Genomic DNA, 15,769 nt, shown 5'->3' with positions numbered 1-15,769 from the left:
CTACCGCAGCGCGCGCCCCATCTCCGCGATCGGCATCGCGACGATCGAATTCAGCAATCGCATTTCCCCGGCGTCCGGATGCGCGATGTGCCGCACTTCATCGAGCGCCTGCTCGACGAGACGATCGAGCGGTTCGAGAAAGCGCCGCAGTTCGCTGGCGGCCGCTTTCTCCCTGAGACCGAGCGCCTGGCCGAACGCGACCAGTGCGTCCATGTCGATATCGGCGAACCGCGTCGCATGCCCGAGCGGCATCGTCAGCTCGCAGTGCGGCCAGTGATCGCCGCGATGGTCGGGCCGGTGCGTCGGCGTGTGATACACGACCGTGCTGACGATGTCGTAGAACGGCGCGAGCCGGTAGCCGCGCGCGTCGACGAAGAACGACAGGTTCTTCAGGTGCGCGTCGGCATTGCCGACCACCACGTTGAACACGGTCCAGCGGAACACCGACAGGCGCGTGAGCGCTCTCGTGCTGGTGCGCTCGATCGCGCGGGCCAGTTCCTGTGCGTTCGCCCGCTGATATTTGAAACCGCGGTCGTAGTTGAGCAACTGCATCGCGTCGATCGTATGCACGCGCCCGGCCGGTTCGGACGCGACATCGCGGTCGAACCGGTCGATCACGTAGCACGCGGACGGCGCGCGCAGGAAGTGCACATCCGGTACGTCGAGCCCCATCTTCTTCGCGAGCCGCATGCAGAAGAACTCGTTGATCGCCGAATGCGGATAGCCGGCCGCACGCATGTCGGGTTTGAGCAGGTGCATCGACGGTTCGCTGCCGACCGGCTCGAACAGCGCGTAGTCGGGCGCGTCGCCGCGCAGCACCAGCAGCAGCTTCTGCTGCGCGCCGGCCGCCGACATGCGCTTGGGTGCCGTCGCCGTCAGCGCGCGCTCGGGCATCGCCTGGATTCGCCGTTCGAGCTCGTCGAGCGGCAGCGGCTGCAGGCCGCCGGGCGCTTCGTGTTCGCCTTCGGCCAGCAGCGTCAGCGCGCCGGCCGATTCGCGGCCGAAGTACGCGAGCAGGCCCCACGCGTCGGCCGCATCGACCTTCGCCTCGCGCGCGAGCGACGTGCGCATGCCTTCCTCGGGCAGCAGGTTGTCGAAGAACCACTGGACCGGGCGATCGGTCGACGTGTCGGTGAACACGCCCGCGCGCAGCGGGAACGCCGGCGACAGCGGATACGCGGCGGGTGACGCGAGCCATTGCGGGTCGTACGCGAACGACCAGATGCCTTTGTCGTCGGTCAGCGTGCCCATGCGCACGCCGTTGGCGGACGCGATCAGCGTTCTAGCCGCCATGGCTGCTCCTGCGGCGTTGCGCGGCCTTCAGCGCGGCGGCTTCGGATATCTCGACCGACGACTCGGCGTACAGGTGCACGCCGAGCTCGGCCAGCAGCAGCATGACCTTGCCGATTTGCGCGGTCGGCTTGCCGGCTTCCACCTGACTGATGAATTTCGGCGACAGGCCGGTCGCGTTGGCGAGTTCGTCCCGCGTGAACCCCTGCTGGATCCGCGCGGAGCGAATGAGGTGGGCGAGCGCGCCGATCGTGTCGACGGACCGGGACTCCGACATGACGTTCTCCGTGCTTCGTATCTGAGCGGGAACAGTATCGCATAACTCGGCAGATCCGGCGCTGATTCGTATTCGTACGGGAACGAACAGATGCTTCCGAGGCCGGGGTACGGCATTTCGTACCCAATCGGGAACAGATTGTCTGGAAACGGCCGTTGAGAGCCGTCCGCGTATCTGATCGGATACGGAGCGCGGGGCGCCCAGCGCCTTTGCATGTGCGTCCGCCCAGCCACGCCAGGGGAAAGCGCCCGGCGGATGTTCGCGGGCGGCGGTCGGTTCGTCGCCGTCCGCGGCCGGCGTGGCGACGCACGATCATTCCGCGGACGAGCGCCGAACACCTTCACCACCGTGGCACGGTGCGCGCCGCACGCCCTTTCTACAATTCCGTCCGACGTACTACAGGCGCCGCCGCACCCGAAAAGCAGGCCCGGTCCTTGCGCCGGGCAGGCGTCGGCGGCGGCGTTCGCGCCCCGCCACATGACGATTTGCACGGGAGGCGCGCATGGAACCGATGCCGGTCGTACTGCAGTGGCACGACGTTCTCGTCAGGATCGCGCTGGCGCTCGTCGCGGGCGGGCTGATCGGCCTCGATCGCAGCGAATCCGGCAAGACGGCCGGGCTGCGAACGACGATCCTCGTCTGTCTCGCCGCATGCCTGTCGATGCTGCAGGTCAATGCGCTGCTGCTGCAGGCGGGCAAGCCGGAGGGCGCGTTTTCGGTGCTGGACCTGATGCGGCTGCCGCTCGGCATCCTGACCGGCATGGGCTTCATCGGCGGCGGCGCGATCCTTCATCGCGATGGCCTCGTATCCGGCGTCACCACGGCCGCGACGCTGTGGTTCGTCACCGTCATCGGGCTGTGCGTCGGCGGCGGCCAGTTGTCACTCGGCGCGCTCGGGCTGGTGCTCGCCTTGCTCGTCGTCTGGCCGCTGCGGCTGGTCGAGCAGCGCTTGCGGCGCGTCCGGACCGCGCTGGTCACGATCGAATATCCGCCGGGCTCGGTTGCGCGCGAACAACTGATCGCGAAATTGTGCGGGGCGGGATTCACGTGCCGAACGAAAAGCTTTTGCGAAACGGCTGCACGCACGGTGCGCGATGAAGAACTGTTCGTGCAGTGGCGCGAAGCGGCCAGCGCCGACGTGATGCTGAAGCAGTTGATGCGGATCGTCGAATCCGCTGGCCTGACGTCGGTCCGTTGCTCGACGGAGAACTGACGTGCGCGGCCGCTGGAACGCGCGATGCTCGTGCAGCAGGCCGCCGTGGGCGGCTTACCGAGGAGCGAAACATGACATGTGTATCGGAGGTGATGACACGCGACGCCGCGACCATCGGCCCGACGCAGAGCCTGCGCGAGGCGGCCCGGCTGATGAGCGAGTTGAACGTCGGCGCGCTGCCCGTTTGCGATGGCACGCGGCTGATCGGGATGCTGACGGATCGCGACATCGTCGTGCGCGCGGTGTCGATGGGCGTGCCGCCGAACGAGTCGATCGAGGGCGTCGTCAGCGGACCCGCGAACTGGTGTTATGAGGACGACGACATTTCAGTGGTGCAAAAGAAGATGGAGGATGCGCAGATTCGCCGCGTGCCGGTGGTCGACCGGCAGAAGCGGCTGGTCGGCATCGTCGCGCTGGGCGATCTGGCGACGGCCGCGGACGGCGCGATGTCGTCGACGCTCGGCGCGGTGTCGGCGCCGGCGCGCCCGGATCGGTGAAGTGCCATGACAGACACGGAGAACGACATGAACGAAGACAGGGAAACGCAGGTCCGCGAGCGTGCGTATCGGCTGTGGCAGGCAGACGGCGCGCCGGACGGCCGGGCCGACGAATACTGGCAGCGGGCCGAGCAGCAGCTCGATGCCGAGGGTGGCAGCGCGGACGGGCGCGTCGGGCAGACGGCCGATTCGCCGGTCGATCAGTCCGCGAAGCGCCGCATTCCGGGCGACCCGCTGCAGGACGTCGATGCGGTGCCGACCGGCGAGGTCGCGCATGAAAGGCGGCGTACGCGGTGAAGCGCGGGTAAGGCAGAGCCGGAAGGAGGACGACGATGACGGCGCATGCAGGCGAAAAGGCGGAAAAGACCGGGGACTTTCGATGCGAGAAATGCAATCGGTCGACGCACGTGCAGGCGGGGCACCCGATCCCGAAGTGCCCGCATTGCGGCAACGGCACGTACGGCGAGCGAACGCGCGAACCCGGCAACAAGCGGTAAGGTGATGCGGGCCGCGCACTTCGCTTCGCGCGACGCGCAGACCAGCAACGCGCGCCGCGGCGACGTGCGTGCTAACCGTCCTCGCCCACTTCGGCCGGGTCCGGCAAGTCGGGCAGGTCGTCGTGACGGTCGTCGCGCTCCGGCGGTGGAATGTCCGGCGTGTCGGTCATATCGTCGTCGTTCGGTGTCGCGTTTGTCGCGTGCGTCGGGATCATGATCGTCCTCCTCGGTGTCGACAGGGCACCGGCGCGCAGCCGGCATGTCGCTATCGAGCATCGCGCGTGCCACGCGGATTGCCGCTCCTGCATCGGATGATGCGTCGCTTGTAATTTCTTCAGCGGATTCACCCGCTGGCCGTGCGGCGAGGCGGCCCGATAACGGCATGTCGCTTGCTGGAAGCGTTGCAGGCTGCCGCACCGCCCGCCGTCGCGTGGTGCGGCGCAGTCAGCATCCGGACAGGGAGAACGTCATGACGCAGGACACCCAACGACAGCACACCGCGTCGCCCGACGCGGCACGCGAGACGACCGACGCGCCGGACCGGCGCAAGCCGGCCCCCGATGGCGAATCGACCGCGCGCCGCGGCCATGCGCCCGGTGGCGGCGAACTCGACACGATTCCGGACGACCAGGCGCGCAAAGTCGTGCCCGACGATCCGCGCCAGACCGAGGTGCGCGATCCGGCCGGCAAGCCGTGGCCCGACGAGCACGACGCGCCGGACGATTCGGGCAATCGGCCGCGGCCGCTGTAGCGGCGACGCCGGCCGAATCGTCGCGTCCCGCTCCATTCCGCCATCCACGCACCGGAGTCCACCATGTCATCAGACGAAGTTTCCGAATCCCGTCGCAAATGGGTGCAGGGCACGACGGCCGGACTGGTCGCCAGCGTCGCCCTGCCGACGATCGCGCAGACGGGCGGCGGCCCGGCCGATGCCGGGGATACGGCGCCGCGCGATCCGCGCACCCTCTATCCCCATGCGCCGTTTCCGCAGCAGCACCAGCCGTGGCCGGGCCTCGTGGGCCGCATGACGCCTCGGCCGGATCATGGCGAGCGCAGCTATCGCGGCAGCGGCCGGCTCGACGGCCGCAAGGCGCTGATCACCGGCGGCGATTCGGGCATCGGCCGCGCGGTGGCGATCGCCTGTGCCAGAGAAGGCGCGGACGTCGCGATCGTCTATCTGCCCGACGAAGAGCCCGATGCGCGCGAAGTCGTGGACCTGATCCGCAGCGCGGGGCGCAAGGCGGTGCCACTGCCGGTCGACATCCGCAGCGAAGGCGCGTGCAACGGCCTCGTCGAGCGGGCGGTCGCCGCGCTCGGCGGGCTCGACATCCTCGTGAACAACGCGGCTCGCCAGCAGAGTCACGAATCGATCCTCGACATCAGCACCGAACAGTTCGACTGGACGCTGCGCACCAACCTGTACGCGATGTTCTGGATCACGCGGGCCGCCATTGCGCACATGCCGCCCGGTTCGGCGATCGTCAACACGACGTCGGTCAATGCGTACGACCCGTCCGCGAACCTGCTGGACTATGCGATGACGAAAGCGGCGATCGCGAATTTCACGAAGGGGCTCGCGAAGCAGATGATCCAGCGCGGCATCCGCGTCAACGGTGTCGCGCCGGGGCCGTTCTGGACGCCGTTGCAGGTCAGCGGCGGACAGACGACGCACAACGTCGAGACGTTCGGCGAGCAGGTGCCGATGGGGCGGCCGGGACAACCGGCGGAAATCGCGTCGATCTACGTCGAGTTGCTGTCGTCGCGCTCGAGCTACGTGACCGGGCAGATCTATGGCGCGTCGGGTGGTGCGGGGCAGCCTTAGTCGGCTCGCGGTGCAGGCCGACGCGGGATGAACCCGGGCGGAGTCTGCGGTCATCGGCACCGGTTGCACGATCCCCCGATCGGCGCCGTATGCGCGAGCAGCGATCTTTATCACCGCAGCAGATAAACGTATCCGAATCGCTTCGTTGACGCACGTTGGCGCGGCCTCGTAGATTCGCGTTTTGACCGAATCAAGGGCCGTGCCGTGACGACTACCGCCATCCGCGACGCCGCAACGCTTTCCGCCGGGCATCCCGCCTCGCGGCCGGACGGCGCGGCGCAGCATTTCGACATCGTGCCGTTCGACGCGCCGCTCGGTGCCGAGGTGATCGGCGTCGACCTGTCGCAACCGCTCCACGCCGACGATTTCGCGCGCATCCATCGTGCGCATCTCGATCACCACGTGCTGGTGTTTCGCGACCAGCGCATCACGCCGGACGAGCACATCGCATTCAGCCGCCGCTTCGGGCCGCTGCAGATTCACGTGCTGCACCAGTTCGCGCTGGCCGGCCACCCGGAAGTGCTGATCGTGTCGAACATCGTCGAGAACGGCAAACCGGTCGGGCTCGGCGACGCCGGCCATTTCTGGCACTCCGACCTGTCTTACAAGGAAAAGCCGAGCCTCGGCTCGCTGCTGCACGCGCAGGAATTGCCGGCGGAAGGCGGCGACACGCTGTTCGCGAACATGCACCTCGCGTGGGACACGCTGCCGGCCCACTTGCGCCGCGCGGTCGAAGGGCGGCGCGCCGAGCATACGTATCTCGCGCGCTATGCGGAGCTGCAGGCGCGCAGCCCGTGGCGTCCCAACCTGTCGCCCGAACAGATCGCGCAGGTCGCGGCAGTCGTTCATCCCGTCGTGCGCACGCATCCGGAAACCGGCCGCAAGGCGCTGTTCGTCAGCGAGCATTTCACGACGCGCATCGTCGGGCTGCCCGACGACGAAAGCCGTGCGCTGCTCGACGAACTGTTCGCGCACAGCGTGCGCGCCGAGCACCTGTATCGGCACGCGTGGCGCGACCACGATCTGGTGTTCTGGGACAACCGTTCGCTGATGCATCTGGCCGCCGGCACGCCCGACCACCTGCGCCGCAAGCTGTACCGCACGACGATCGAAGGCGACGCGCCTTTCTGAGCCGCGCGCCGCGTCCTTCATTTCCGCCCGTTCCTGACCGGAGTTCCGATGTCGTTTTCGTTCTTGCCGGCGCGCCGCGCGCTGGCGGCCACGCTCACCGCCGCGCTCGCCTTCGCGGGTGCGGTGATCCCGCAAGCCGCGCACGCGGAGGGCCGCATCCGTATCGCCGAGCAGTTCGGCGTCGTCTACCTGATGTTGAACGTCGCGCGCGACCAGCAACTGATCGAGAAGGAAGGGCGCAAGGCCGGCCTCGACATCAAGGTCGACTGGGTGCGGCTGTCGGGCGGCGCGGCCGTGAACGACGCGCTGCTGTCCGGCGCGGTGGATGTCGCGGGCGCGGGCGTCGGCCCGCTCCTGACCGTGTGGGATCGCACGCGCGGCCGGCAGAACGTGAAGGGTGTCGCGTCGCTCGGCAATTTCCCGTACTACCTCGTGAGCAGCAACCCGAACGTGAAGACGATCGCCGATCTGAGCGCGAAGGATCGCATCGCGGTGCCGGCGGTTGGCGTGTCGGTGCAGTCGCGCGTGCTGCAGTACGCGGCCGCGAAGCAGTGGGGCGACAAGCAGTTCGACAAGCTCGACTCACTCACGCAGGCGATTCCGCATCCCGACGCGACGGCCGCGATTCTGGCGAACAGCAACGTGATCACCGGCCACTTCGGCAATCCGCCGTTCCAGGAGCAGGAGCTCGCCGGCAACCCGAACGCGCACATCGTGCTGAATTCGTATGACGTGCTCGGTGGCCCGAGCTCCGCGACAGTGCTGTACGCGACCGAGAAATTCCGCGACGACAACCCGAAGACGTATCGCGCGTTCGTCGCCGCGCTGGCCGACGCCGCACGGCAGATCGCGGCCGACCCCGAGCGCGCTGCCGATACCTACATTCGCGTGAACGGGTCGAAGATCGATCGCGCGCTGCTGCTGAAGATCCTGCGCAATCCGCAGGTGCAGTTCAAGACCGCGCCGCAGAACACGCTGCCGCTCGCGCAGTTCATGCATCGCACCGGGGCGATCCGCAACGAGCCGAAGTCGTGGCGCGACTACTTCTTCGACGATCCCGCGACGGCCGGCGGCAGTTGAACGGCGCCGATGCAGCGGCGCCGCGATCGACGCTTATGCGTCGGCGCGGTTTCGATATGCGCAATCGATGGTTGGTCCGCACGGTGCCCGGCCGTATGTTGATGCTTTCCCCGCAAGAGATTCGATCGTGAACGCCACTTCTCCCCGAACCTGGTTGCCGCCGTATGCGGCACGTGGCGGCGTGTCGCCGGCCGCGTCCGCCGTGCCCGATACATGTGCGGACGCTCGCCCGGCCGCGAGCGCCGCACCGGCCGGCACGCACAGCGAACGCCTGCTGGCGATCGGCCAGGTCAGCCTCGAATACCGCAGCGGCACGCGGATCGTTCGCGCGACGCATCAGGTGAGCTTCGACGTATACGGCAGCGACCGCTTCGTGCTGCTCGGCCCGTCGGGATGCGGGAAGTCGACGCTGCTGAAGGCGATCGCCGGCTTCATCGAGCCCGTGTCGGGTTCGATCGCGCTCGATGGCCAGCCCGTGCGCGGGCCGGGCCCCGACCGCATCGTCGTGTTCCAGGAATTCGACCAGTTGCCGCCGTGGAAGACGGTCGTCGAGAACGTCGCGTTTCCGTTGCGCGCCGCCGCGAAGCTGTCGCGCGCCGAGGCACGCGAGCGCGCGCTGCACTATCTCGACAAGGTCGGGCTGAGCACGTTTGCCGATGCGTATCCGCACACGCTGTCGGGCGGCATGAAACAGCGCGTCGCGATCGCGCGGGCGCTGGCGATGCAGCCGCGCGTGCTGCTGATGGACGAACCGTTCGCCGCGCTCGACGCGCTCACGCGCCGCAAGATGCAGGAGGAACTGCTGCGGCTGTGGGACGAATTCCGCTTCACGCTGCTGTTCGTCACGCACTCGATCGAGGAGGCGCTCGTGGTGGGCAACCGGATTCTGCTGCTGTCGCCGCATCCGGGCCGCGTGCGCGCGGAGCTCAACAGTCACGAACATTCGCTCGCGAACGTCGACACCGGCGACTTCCGCGACAACGTCGCGCGGATCCACCGCCTGCTGTTCGACACCGACACATCCCGGGCACCCACGACGGAGGACGCCGCATCATGAGTACGATCGATCCGGTCCTGCCGCCGCTGCCGCCCGTGCGCGCCGAATACACGCGCACGCTCGACACGCCGCCCGATGCCGAGCGTGCGACGCCGGCGCCGTTGCTGCGCCGCGTCGCCGGCGCCGCGTGGTTTCGCCGCGGCGTCATCGCGCTCGTGTTGATCGCCGCATGGGAGATCGTCGCGCGCATCGTCGCGAACGATCTGCTCGTCCCCACCTTCGGCGCGACGCTGGCCGCGTTCGTGCAAGGCATCGAGTCGGGCGAACTACTGGTCAAGACCGGCATCTCGATGTCCGTGCTGCTGCGCGGCTATGCGCTGGGCGTCCTGCTCGCGTTCGCGCTGACTTCGCTCGCGGTATCCACGCGCATCGGCCGCGATCTGCTGACGATGCTCACGTCGATGTTCAATCCGCTGCCGTCCATCGCGTTGCTGCCGATCGCGCTGCTGTGGTTCGGGCTCGGCACCGGCAGCCTGCTGTTCGTGCTCGTGCACGCGGTGCTGTGGCCGCTCGCGCTCAGCATGTATACCGGCTTCGCCGGCGTGCCCGCCACGCTGAAAATGGCCGGGCGCAATTACGGGCTCACGGGCCTGCGCCAGATCGCGCTGATCCTCGTGCCGGCCGCGCTGCCGTCGATCCTGTCGGGGCTGCGCGTCGGCTGGGCGTTCGCGTGGCGCACGCTGATCGCCGCCGAGCTCGTGTTCGGTGCGAGCGCGGGGCAGGGCGGGCTCGGCTGGTACATCTTCCAGAACCGCAACGAGCTGTATACGGACCGCGTGTTCGCGGGGCTTGCGGCCGTCATCGTGATCGGGCTGCTGGTCGAGAACCTCGTATTCGATACGCTCGAACGCGCGACCGTGCGGCGTTGGGGCATTCAGCACTGACGCGTCCGTTCGCGATCAATCCCGGCGCGGGCATAACGTAAGCTGAAATCGGTTTTTCACGCGCGGCAGGTGCGTCTCTATACTTTGCGGACGCCGTGTAACGGACGCCGTGTAACGGACGCCGTGTAACGGACGCCGTGTAACGGACGCCGTGTCGCGCGTTGCCGCGACGCTCCCCATCTCCCCAAACAAGGACCTGCCGAATGACTGCCCGTGACGCCGTCGATCCGCGTGAAGCATTGCGCGACGCGCTTGCCGCGCTGCCCGATCTCGCGACCGCGATCGGGCACGATGCCGCACAGCGCGAGGCGCGTCGCGAGTTGCCGTTCGAAGGCTTCGCGATCTTCCGGCGCTCGGCGCTGGGCGCGCTGCGGATTCCGGTCGCGCGCGGCGGCCTGGGCGGCACGCTGGTCGACCTGTTCGATACGATCGCGACGCTGGCGGCCGCCGATTCGAATCTCGCGCACGCGCTGCGCATCCACTACGACCAGACCGAGACGCTGCGGCTGTCGCCTCGCACCGCATTCAACGACGTGCAGCTCGAGCGCGTGCTGGCCGGTGCGATCTTCGGCGGCGCCTCGACCGAGCGCGGCACGTCGCGCCCGGGCGAGAACACGACCGTGCTGCGCCGCGACGGCGATCACCATCGCGTGACGGGCCGCAAATACTATTCGACGGGCACCGCGTTCGCCGATTTCGCGCGCATCAACGTGGAGAACGAGCAGGGCGACGCGCTCGCCGTGATCATTCCCGTGGCGCGCGACGGCCTGCAGGTGCTCGACGATTGGGACGGCATGGGCCAGCGCATGACCGCGAGCGGCAGCCTGCTGCTGAACGACGTGCAGGTGTTCGCGGACGAAGTGGCTCCGCGCGACGGATCGACGCTCGTCGGCCGTCATTGCGGCGCGCTGCGGCAACTTCATCTCGTCGCGACGGGCGCGGGCATCGTGCGCAACGTGGTGGCCGACGCGCGCCGCTACGTGCTCGCGCACGGCCGTCCCGCGCTGCACAGCCCCGCGCCGACCGCGCGCGACGATCATTTCGTCCAGCAGATCGTCGGCGAGCTGTCCGCGCACAGCCACGCGATCGATGCGCTCGTGCGAGAAAACGCGCGCGCGCTCGACCGCTCCGCCGACGCGATCGAAGCGGGCGCAGCCGATGCGGATGCGCTCGTGCTCGACAGCGCGCTTGCCACTGCCCGCACGCAACTGATCGTCAGCAAGCTCGCGCTGCATGCGGCCGAGCGGCTGTTCGAAGTGGGCGGCGCGTCGGCGACGGCGCGCACGCACAACTTCGATCGCCACTGGCGCAACCTGCGCACGATCTTCAGCCACAACCCGCTGCTACACAAGGCGCGTGTGGTCGGCGATTACGAATTGAACGGCGTGACGACGCACCTGACCGAAGGGCGCGTGTTCTGACGACGGCCACCGCTGGCTATGGCGGTGCCGGCGCGCCGCGTTTCAAATCGGGCTTCAACGCCGCAAGCCGGCCTCGCGCAGCAGCGGCAGCACGCGCTCGCCGAAGAAGTCGAGATCGGGCTTGAAGTCGTAGAAACTCAACTGGATACCGTCGATGCCGGCGCGGTGCAGCCGCACGATGGTATCGGCGACTTCGTCGGGCGAGCCGGTGATCGAGATGTTGCCGCCGATCGCGCGTGCGGCGGCCTGCGCACGCAGCTCGAAACCGCCGCGCCACGCGTGCGCGTCGCTGTCGAAGCGGTGGAAGCTGCCATCGTCCGCATGGGCGACGATCGCGTCGCGGTACGCGCGCGCTTCGGCCGCCGTCTCGCGGCAGATCACGAGCGGATTGAGCAGCGTGCGGATCGTGCGGCCGCGCGCGGCGGCGGCCGCCTTCACGCGCGCGGTGTGCGCGGGCAGCGCGTCGATCGCGCGTTCGGCGTCGGGGCCGGCCGGGCTCGTGACGAACACGATGTCCGAATAGCGCGCGGCGAACGCGATGCCCGCGTCGGAGCCAGTCGCGTTGATCAGCAGCGGGCGGCCATAGCGCGGCTTCGGCGTCACGAATGCGCCGCCCAGCCGCCAGCTCGACAGTTCCGGCGTGTAGCTGAAATTATCCGGTTGCGCCCACAACTGCTGGACCGCGTCGAGGAATTCCGCGGCCATCTCGTAGCGCCGGTCGTGTTCGATCCGGTTCCAGCCGAACATCTCGTGCTCGATCGCGCGGTGGCCGGTCACCACGTTGATGCCCCAGCGTCCGCGCGAGATGTGGTCGAGCGTCGCGGTGAACTTCGCGAAATGGAGCGGATGCCACGGCCCGTAGAGCACGTGGCTCGTCGCGACGAGGATGATCCGCTCGGTGCGCGCGGTCAGCGCGGCGAGCGTCATGAACGAGTCGAGCGCCTGACCGTCGAACACGCCGCCGTAGCCGCCTTTCGGCAGCCACTGCGACAGCGCGAACACAAGATCGAAGCCGAGCGCTTCGGCGCGCGCCACGAGATCGGCGTTGTAGTCGAACGTCCAGTCCGTTGTGCGTGGCAGCGTCGATGCGCTCCATCCGCCGGCCTGGATCGGCAGGAACAGCCCGAGCATCAACGGCTGCTCGAGCGTGCGCGACACGGGGCTGTCGGGGAAATCCGCCGGCGAACGCACGTCGACGAACGGCGACGGCGCGAGCGGGGCGGTGACGGAGGAATCGCTCATCACGGGGTCCTTGCTGAAAGGTGGGGCGCGACGCACGCGGGTGCGCGGCTCGATGCGGCGGCAAGCGGTGCGGGACGCGTCATAGCTTGCCCGGCCTCGGATCGGGCACGAAGCCGTCGCGGTTCGGCATCCGCACGCGCGGCAGCGTGCGCGCGTCGAGCCGGGCGTCGCCGGGCACGATGCCGTTCAGGTGGAGAACGTACGCGGTGACCGCATAGACGTCGTCCGCGCTCAGCGATTGCGGCGCGTTGTACGGCATCGCCCGGCGAATGTAGTCGAACAGCGTCGTCGCGTAGGGCCAGTAGCTGCCGACCGTCTTTCTGGGCTTCGCGCTCGCGAGCGAGCCGATGCCGCCGACGAGCGGATCGCCGACGCCGCCTTCGCCGCCGGCGCCGTGACACATCGCGCATTTGTCGGCGAACACATGGCCGCCGCGTACGACCGTGCCCGCGCCGGGCGGCAGGCCGCTGCCGTCCGGCGCGACGTCGATGTCCCACGCGGCGAACGCCGCGCGATCGACCGGCTGCCCGAGGCCGAAGCCGGCGCCGAACGCGCCCGACGTCATCATGCAGGCCGCCAGCAGGCAAGCGAGCGGCTTACGCATTGCGCACCTCGCCGTCCGTGCCGACACGCCAGTTCTGGATGCCGTTGTAGTGGTACTGCGAGTTCAGGCCGCGCGCGGCGATGAGCGCGTCGCGGGTCGGCTGCACGTAGCCGGTCTCGTCGGTCGCGCGGCTTTGCAGGTCGGCCGGCTCGCCGCGCCACACCCAGTCGGCCTCGAAGCGCGTCAGCGCGCGGTCGCGTACGTCGCCGGCGAGCCGCGCGGGGCGCCACGTGCGGCCGCCATCGGTCGACACGTCGACGGCGCGAATCCGGCCGCGGCCCGACCACGCGTAGCCGCCGATCGTGTAATAGCCGTGCGCGGCGAGCCGATGGCCGGCCGACGGCCGCGTGATCACCGACTTCGCGTCCATCTCGAACACGAACTGCCGCGCGCAGCCGTCGGGCAGCAGGTTCGTGTATTTCGACGTTTCCTCGCGGGTCATCTCCGGCGCACGCACCAGCTTCAGCCGTCGCAGCCACTTGATGTTCGTGTTGCCTTCGAATCCCGGCACGATCAGCCGCACCGGGTAGCCGTTCTCCGGGCGCAGCCGTTCGCCGTTCTGCGCATAGACGACCAGCGCGCGCTCGAGGATTCGGTCGAGCGGCAGGCTGCGCGTCATCGCCGCGCCGTCCGCGCCTTCGGCGAGCAGCCAGCGTGCGTCGGGATCGATGCCCGTTTCGTCGAGCAGCGTCGACAGCCGGACGCCGGTCCATTCGCAGCACGACAGCAACCCGTGCGTGAACTGAACGGGCAGCCCGCTCGGGCCGTTCCATTCGCTGCCGGTGTTGCCCGAGCATTCGAGGAAGTGGATCCGCGATTCGGACGGGAAGCGCAGCAGGTCGTCGAGCGTGAAGACGCTCGTAGACGAGCCCGTTCGGCGTGATGTCGCCGAACAGGTCGGCGAGCGGCGTCATCGACGAGCCGGAACCGGGTAGCGCAGGGGGGCGGGCGCTGCGACGGATCACGTCGCGCTCGTGCTGACCCGGCACGCCGTACGGTGGCGACAGCAGCGGTGCGCCGGGAGCGCGCGTCCACGGCGGCACGTCGAGCGGCGGGCTCGCGAGCGCGCCGCCGGCAGGCAGCATCGCGGCCGCCCAGCCGCCGGCGAGCTGACGCAGCGCCGCGCGTCGGCCGGCGCGCGGCGCACGGGGAGGGAAACGGGAATCGGTCATGGTCGAACGCGTGTCGCACGCGGGAGCCGCGCGCAGGGAAACGATCATTTTCGGCAACCGGGCGCGGCGCGGCAAACAACGATTCCCGCTTTGCTTATCGTGACGATTGCGCCGCGCCCGATGCGCATGCCGTCAGAACTTCACGCGCAGCCCGCTGACGAATGCAAGCTGACGATTCGTCGACGATGCGCTGCCGATGTTCGAGATCGCCGCGATCTTGCGATAGCCGCCGGAGGTCGAGGTGCTCGCATCGCCGGCCGCGAGCTGGTAGATGCCCGACACGTAGATATCGGTGCGCTTCGACAGCGCATAGTCGAACCCGAGTGTGAACTGGTGCCAGCGCGGTTTCAGCGTCTGGCCGCTCGTGCCCGGCAGGCCGCTCGCGCGCCCGTCGGTAAACGTATAGACACCGATCAGCGTGGCCGCCGGCGTGAGCTGGTAGCGCGCGTTCACGTCGTAGTTGTTGAACTTGCGCGACGAGCCGTCGAGATAGTCGAGCTGCGTGTGGCTCCACGCGAAGCCGAGCGTCGTGCGGCCAAGCGCGTAGTTCGCGCCCACCGCGCCGATCTGCTGCTTCAGTACGCCGCCGTTCAGCCCGTAGAAGAACGCGCCGCTGTAGTCGTTGCCGGTGGTCGAGGTCGCACCGCCCACCGCGCCGCTCGTATTCGACGCCGCATTCGGATGATTGAACCGCACATAGCCGCCACCGAACGACAGCGGCCCGTTCACGTAGTTCGCCGATGCGCCCCACGCGTTGTTGTTCGAGAACCCGGTGCCTGCCCCGCCATTGGCCTGGTTGCTGAACGCATAGAGCAGGTCGGCCGTGAAGCCGGCGATCGTGTCGCTGCGGAACTTCACCGCGTTGTTCAGCCGGAAGCTCTGGTTCAGGTTGTCGTTGTCGCCCACGTGCGTGGCCGGCGACCAGAAACCCGGCCCCGAGTACGGCGCGACGAGATCGGTGATCGGCTCGTACTGACGGCCGAACGTCAGCGTGCCGAGGCCTTTCTTGCCGAGGCCCACGTACGCTGAGCGGCCGAACAGGCGGCCGCCCTGGCCGAGTCCGCCGTCGCTCGGGCGGAACCCGCTTTCGAGCGTGAACACCGCCTGCACGCCGCCGCCGAGATCTTCCGCGCCTTTCAGGCCCCAGCGGCTGCCGCTCAGCTTGCCGCTCGTCTGCTGGATGTTGCTCGCGCCGCCCTGGTTGTTCGTATACGCGATGCCGGCGTCGACCACGCCGTACAGCGTCACCGAACTCTGCGCATGCGCGCCGACCGAACCGATCGAAACCAAACCCAGTACCACCGTTTTCTTGATCATGACCATCCTCTGTTTTTATCAGTACGTTTGTGAGGATCACGATGCTATTGACGATGGACGCGCCGATGAACGGCCGATCCGTGGTTTGTAATTCGCTGCGCGGCCGATTTGTAATGTGCGCTGCCGTCGGCCCGACAGGTGCGCCGCGATCGCGTCCGGCGCGCCTGCTGCGGCGAACGCATCGCGCCGACCGCGAACGTCGCTCGCCGGAAATGCACGTATGCGGTCATATCGATCGATGAAATCATTCGATGTGCGCAATACC

Annotated in this window: 17 protein-coding genes and 1 pseudogene; 11 read left to right on the top strand and 7 right to left on the bottom strand. The window is 68.5% G+C overall.

The features are described 5' to 3' along the window. Positions 1-1,293 carry a HipA domain-containing protein gene (locus LGM42_RS19965; RefSeq protein ID WP_226232990.1) on the bottom strand — a complete coding sequence of 431 codons (1,293 nt, stop codon included), beginning with the start codon at positions 1,291-1,293 and terminating at the stop codon, positions 1-3. Beyond that, the gene (locus tag LGM42_RS19960) at positions 1,283-1,567 is read right to left on the bottom strand and encodes a helix-turn-helix domain-containing protein (protein ID WP_226224341.1); all 285 of its coding nucleotides are present in this window, start codon (positions 1,565-1,567) and stop codon (positions 1,283-1,285) included. The genes LGM42_RS19965 and LGM42_RS19960 overlap by 11 nt, the downstream gene beginning before the upstream one ends. A 502-nt stretch (positions 1,568-2,069) precedes the next feature. Here LGM42_RS19960 and LGM42_RS19955 point away from each other — a divergent pair. From LGM42_RS19955 to LGM42_RS19940, 4 genes are all read left to right on the top strand, one after another. Continuing rightward, the gene (locus tag LGM42_RS19955) at positions 2,070-2,780 is read left to right on the top strand and encodes an MgtC/SapB family protein (RefSeq protein ID WP_226232989.1); all 711 of its coding nucleotides are present in this window, start codon (positions 2,070-2,072) and stop codon (positions 2,778-2,780) included. Positions 2,781-2,851: 71 nt separating this feature from the next. Beyond that, entirely contained in the window at positions 2,852-3,277 is a 426-nt protein-coding gene (locus LGM42_RS19950) for a CBS domain-containing protein (protein ID WP_059575150.1), read from the top strand. 27 nt (positions 3,278-3,304) lie between these two features. Further along, complete coding sequence (locus LGM42_RS19945) at positions 3,305-3,574, top strand: DUF2934 domain-containing protein (protein ID WP_180278296.1); 270 nt, start codon at positions 3,305-3,307, stop codon at positions 3,572-3,574. Positions 3,575-3,609: 35 nt separating this feature from the next. Then, a complete protein-coding gene (locus tag LGM42_RS19940) occupies positions 3,610-3,774 on the top strand; it encodes a zinc ribbon-containing protein (RefSeq protein WP_226232988.1) in 165 nt (54 codons plus the stop codon). Between the two features lie 71 nt (positions 3,775-3,845). Here the strand turns inward: LGM42_RS19940 and LGM42_RS19935 are convergent, their stop codons facing one another. Beyond that, complete coding sequence (locus LGM42_RS19935) at positions 3,846-3,989, bottom strand: hypothetical protein (RefSeq protein ID WP_226232987.1); 144 nt, start codon at positions 3,987-3,989, stop codon at positions 3,846-3,848. Positions 3,990-4,243: 254 nt separating this feature from the next. Between LGM42_RS19935 and LGM42_RS19930 the strand changes: the two genes are divergently transcribed. The 7 genes from LGM42_RS19930 (at position 4,244) to LGM42_RS19900 (ending at position 11,169) form a co-directional block, all read left to right on the top strand. Continuing rightward, positions 4,244-4,525, top strand: a complete 282-nt coding sequence (locus tag LGM42_RS19930; protein WP_060310377.1) for a hypothetical protein — start codon at positions 4,244-4,246, stop codon at positions 4,523-4,525. A gap of 63 nt (positions 4,526-4,588) precedes the next feature. Then, positions 4,589-5,596, top strand: a complete 1,008-nt coding sequence (locus LGM42_RS19925; protein WP_226232986.1) for an SDR family oxidoreductase — start codon at positions 4,589-4,591, stop codon at positions 5,594-5,596. A 204-nt stretch (positions 5,597-5,800) separates the two neighbouring features. Further along, positions 5,801-6,727: a TauD/TfdA dioxygenase family protein gene (locus tag LGM42_RS19920; protein WP_060310375.1), complete on the top strand. Its 927-nt coding sequence runs from the start codon at positions 5,801-5,803 to the stop codon at positions 6,725-6,727. Positions 6,728-6,775: 48 nt separating this feature from the next. Continuing rightward, positions 6,776-7,807, top strand: a complete 1,032-nt coding sequence (locus tag LGM42_RS19915) for an ABC transporter substrate-binding protein (RefSeq protein ID WP_060310374.1) — start codon at positions 6,776-6,778, stop codon at positions 7,805-7,807. 67 nt (positions 7,808-7,874) lie between these two features. Beyond that, positions 7,875-8,864: an ABC transporter ATP-binding protein gene (locus LGM42_RS19910; protein ID WP_226232985.1), complete on the top strand. Its 990-nt coding sequence runs from the start codon at positions 7,875-7,877 to the stop codon at positions 8,862-8,864. Beyond that, positions 8,861-9,748 carry an ABC transporter permease gene (locus tag LGM42_RS19905; RefSeq protein ID WP_226232984.1) on the top strand — a complete coding sequence of 296 codons (888 nt, stop codon included), beginning with the start codon at positions 8,861-8,863 and terminating at the stop codon, positions 9,746-9,748. Before LGM42_RS19910 ends, LGM42_RS19905 begins: the two co-directional genes overlap by 4 nt. A 203-nt stretch (positions 9,749-9,951) precedes the next feature. Next, entirely contained in the window at positions 9,952-11,169 is a 1,218-nt protein-coding gene (locus LGM42_RS19900) for an acyl-CoA dehydrogenase family protein (protein ID WP_059575166.1), read from the top strand. 54 nt (positions 11,170-11,223) lie between these two features. Here the strand turns inward: LGM42_RS19900 and LGM42_RS19895 are convergent, their stop codons facing one another. The 4 genes and pseudogenes from LGM42_RS19895 to LGM42_RS19880 all read right to left on the bottom strand — a co-directional run bounded on the left by LGM42_RS19895 (position 11,224) and on the right by LGM42_RS19880 (position 15,504). Continuing rightward, on the bottom strand, positions 11,224-12,411 hold the full coding sequence (locus LGM42_RS19895; RefSeq protein ID WP_226232983.1) for an LLM class flavin-dependent oxidoreductase: 1,188 nt from the start codon (positions 12,409-12,411) through the stop codon (positions 11,224-11,226). Positions 12,412-12,490: 79 nt separating this feature from the next. Beyond that, positions 12,491-13,015, bottom strand: coding sequence for a c-type cytochrome (locus LGM42_RS19890; RefSeq protein WP_226232982.1), 525 nt, complete (start codon positions 13,013-13,015; stop codon positions 12,491-12,493). Beyond that, positions 13,008-14,187 (bottom strand): annotated as a pseudogene (soxC, locus tag LGM42_RS19885) (sulfite dehydrogenase). Before soxC ends, LGM42_RS19890 begins: the two are co-directional and overlap by 8 nt. A 132-nt stretch (positions 14,188-14,319) precedes the next feature. After that, positions 14,320-15,504, bottom strand: coding sequence for a porin (locus tag LGM42_RS19880; RefSeq protein WP_060310531.1), 1,185 nt, complete (start codon positions 15,502-15,504; stop codon positions 14,320-14,322). Positions 15,505-15,769 lie beyond the last annotated feature (265 nt).

Origin of the sequence: Burkholderia sp. AU39826, from assembly GCF_020419965.1 — a bacterium.
GTDB classification, from domain to species: domain Bacteria; phylum Pseudomonadota; class Gammaproteobacteria; order Burkholderiales; family Burkholderiaceae; genus Burkholderia; species Burkholderia semiarida.
The sequence above is the reverse complement of the archived record's forward strand: the minus strand, read 5'-3'. Positions and strand labels throughout refer to the sequence as shown.

What these genes read in the sequence shown, in the direction of transcription:
- LGM42_RS19965 (WP_226232990.1), bottom strand. Translation starts at nt 1,293, where the DNA reads ATGGCGGCTAGAACGCTGATCGCGTCCGCCAACGGCGTGCGCATGGGC.
- LGM42_RS19960 (WP_226224341.1), bottom strand. Translation starts at nt 1,567, where the DNA reads ATGTCGGAGTCCCGGTCCGTCGACACGATCGGCGCGCTCGCCCACCTC.
- LGM42_RS19955 (WP_226232989.1), top strand. Translation starts at nt 2,070, where the DNA reads ATGGAACCGATGCCGGTCGTACTGCAGTGGCACGACGTTCTCGTCAGG.
- LGM42_RS19950 (WP_059575150.1), top strand. Translation starts at nt 2,852, where the DNA reads ATGACATGTGTATCGGAGGTGATGACACGCGACGCCGCGACCATCGGC.
- LGM42_RS19945 (WP_180278296.1), top strand. Translation starts at nt 3,305, where the DNA reads ATGAACGAAGACAGGGAAACGCAGGTCCGCGAGCGTGCGTATCGGCTG.
- LGM42_RS19940 (WP_226232988.1), top strand. Translation starts at nt 3,610, where the DNA reads ATGACGGCGCATGCAGGCGAAAAGGCGGAAAAGACCGGGGACTTTCGA.
- LGM42_RS19935 (WP_226232987.1), bottom strand. Translation starts at nt 3,989, where the DNA reads ATGATCCCGACGCACGCGACAAACGCGACACCGAACGACGACGATATG.
- LGM42_RS19930 (WP_060310377.1), top strand. Translation starts at nt 4,244, where the DNA reads ATGACGCAGGACACCCAACGACAGCACACCGCGTCGCCCGACGCGGCA.
- LGM42_RS19925 (WP_226232986.1), top strand. Translation starts at nt 4,589, where the DNA reads ATGTCATCAGACGAAGTTTCCGAATCCCGTCGCAAATGGGTGCAGGGC.
- LGM42_RS19915 (WP_060310374.1), top strand. Translation starts at nt 6,776, where the DNA reads ATGTCGTTTTCGTTCTTGCCGGCGCGCCGCGCGCTGGCGGCCACGCTC.
- LGM42_RS19910 (WP_226232985.1), top strand. Translation starts at nt 7,875, where the DNA reads ATGGTTGGTCCGCACGGTGCCCGGCCGTATGTTGATGCTTTCCCCGCA.
- LGM42_RS19905 (WP_226232984.1), top strand. Translation starts at nt 8,861, where the DNA reads ATGAGTACGATCGATCCGGTCCTGCCGCCGCTGCCGCCCGTGCGCGCC.
- LGM42_RS19900 (WP_059575166.1), top strand. Translation starts at nt 9,952, where the DNA reads ATGACTGCCCGTGACGCCGTCGATCCGCGTGAAGCATTGCGCGACGCG.
- LGM42_RS19895 (WP_226232983.1), bottom strand. Translation starts at nt 12,411, where the DNA reads ATGAGCGATTCCTCCGTCACCGCCCCGCTCGCGCCGTCGCCGTTCGTC.
- LGM42_RS19890 (WP_226232982.1), bottom strand. Translation starts at nt 13,015, where the DNA reads ATGCGTAAGCCGCTCGCTTGCCTGCTGGCGGCCTGCATGATGACGTCG.
- LGM42_RS19880 (WP_060310531.1), bottom strand. Translation starts at nt 15,504, where the DNA reads ATGATCAAGAAAACGGTGGTACTGGGTTTGGTTTCGATCGGTTCGGTC.